General features: G+C 64.5%; 1 protein-coding gene. It reads right to left on the minus strand.

From position 1 onward, the window contains the following. Window positions 1–2,209, minus strand: a 2,209-nt coding sequence (locus tag H0V34_10690) for an ATP-dependent DNA helicase (GenBank protein ID MBA2492133.1), incomplete at both ends; no start/stop codon positions are given.

Here is a 2,209-nt window from a genome sequence, read left to right on the forward strand (position 1 = left end):
GAGCGGATCGGCGGCGCTAATGGCAATCAACTCGCCTTCAGCCGGCCGGCGATTGATCTCGCGCAGCAGGCCCACCGCATCCCGCAGCGCGAACTGCTCGCCCGAAAAGCCTTCGACGAAGCGTCCGCCGCGCACGTCGCCCCGCGCCTCCATGCGCCGATAGACGTACAACAGCTCGCGCCACGGCGGAATACCGTCTTCGCGCAGCAACAGCGCGCGGAACACAATACCGTAACGGCGCAGCAGACACGCGGCGACATATGCCACGGTTTCTTCGCTGGCGCGGCGATCGACGGTTTTTTCTTTCGTCGCGCGAGGCGCCACTAATCGCGACCAGCGGCCCGCATCCTCAATACCGTTGAATGCACCGCGACGGCGGCGTCTGGCATCGATGGGTTTGCGGCGGCTGGCCGGCAGCAGCAATGATCGCAATCCCGCGAATGAATCGGAGCTGACCAGCCCCGCCGCCGCCAGCTCGGACAGCGCCTGTTCGAGTTGCGTGCGGAGCAGCCCGGTCGCGTCGTGGATCTCGTCGAAAAACAGCGCACCGGAGTGTTCCAGTCGTTCCAGCACATCGCGCGCACCGTGTGAAAGTTTAAGCTCGGAAGCGAGTTCTCTATAACCACGCCAATGACGCAGCCCCTGACGACTGACCAGCGCGATCGGTGTACCACGCACCGGGCCCACACCCGCCGCGCGCCGTGATTTGTCATGCCCCGACGGTGGGCTGAGCCGCGCCCAGCGTATGCGGCCGGCGGCGCACAGATTATCCAGCCAGGCCGGCTCGTAAGTCCGCAAACGCGCCGGCAGGACTTCCGCTTCCCAGGCGCCGGCCGCAAGTTCGAAACCTTCAAGCTGCGACAGCACGGTGGCGAGCGCCGCTTCTCCTTCAGCCAGCTCCACTGATGCGGCAGCCCGGGCTGATTTGACGCCTTGCCAGTCGAACAGAAAGCGCATCAGACTGGCCGGCGGAACGGGTTTTATCTCCTGGCGCAGACGCTTGAGCGTGTAGCGATGGATGCGCGCCAGCAGACCCCGCTCGCACCACTCGATGGCGGACGCGCCGGGATTGAAGTGTCCGCGCATGGCAAAGCCTTCGCTTTCAAGCTCGGCGAGTGCAGCGTCGATCTCGCCAACCTGCAGACCCAGCGAACTCGCAAGCGCATCTGCGCGTACCGGCCCCAGCCCTTGCAGACGCTCGCGAATCAATTCGGTTACTGCCGTCTCGCGATCGCTTGCCGCAACCGCGCCGGTCGGCGATACGGCTTCGATCGGCGGCGTAAGTACAGCTTCGGGAAATACTTCTCGCAACAGCGCAAGCCGCTCCGCGCACACCCACAGGGTTGCAAGCGGTGCGTTCATGACCGTTGCCCGCCGGGTCGCCGTCAACTCATCCAGCCAGCAGCGCCAGCCGGGGCCGGCTTCGTCGGCAACCACGAAACCTAGCATCATCAGTGCATCGTGCAGTTCATCGGCACTGGCGACCTCCGGCCACGCCTGCGCACGCACCTGCGCGATCGCGTCCGCGTCAAGTTCTCCCAGCCGCGCCGCGTCTTCGGGATTGGTAAAGCTGCGGGCCTGCACCATTTGCGTGCGACGCTCCTCGGCCGGCGCGTCGTCGAGAAAAGCGTAAGGGCGTGCGCTCAGAATTTCCTGAGCGAGCGGTGAGGGCCCCGCCAAATCGCGCGTCAGCACCTTAATGTCCTCGTTTTCCAGATGCTTGAGCACGGACTCCAGCCCCTCGACATCCATCGCGTCGTGCAGGCAATCGATCAGAGTTTGTTCGACCAGCGGATGATCGGGCACCTCCCGCTTGCCGGTCAGATTTTCCGCGCACGCAAGCTGATCGGGGAACACGACCGCGATCAGGTCTTCGGCGTCCATGCGCTGCAGTTGCGGCGGTACGCGCCCGCTCGCGCGGTTGCGGCGCACCGCCAGCGCGATGCTGGCGACCCAGCGCCAGCGCGTGGCGAACAAGGGCACATCCAGCAACGCCTGAATCAATACCTCGCGCACCGTTTCTTCCTTGAGGTAATGCGCGACCTCATCGAGCGGGAAACTGTGCGTTGGCCCCAGTGACAGCACGATGCTGTCTTCCAGCGCCGCGGCCTGCAGTTCGAAGTTGAATTTGCGACAGAAGCACTTGCGCAGGCTCAAACCCCAGGCGCGATTTATGGCGGATCCAAAAGGTGCGTGAATGACCAGATGC

Source organism: Gammaproteobacteria bacterium (genome assembly GCA_013696315.1).
In the GTDB taxonomy this organism is placed as follows: Bacteria; Pseudomonadota; Gammaproteobacteria; order JACCYU01; family JACCYU01; genus JACCYU01.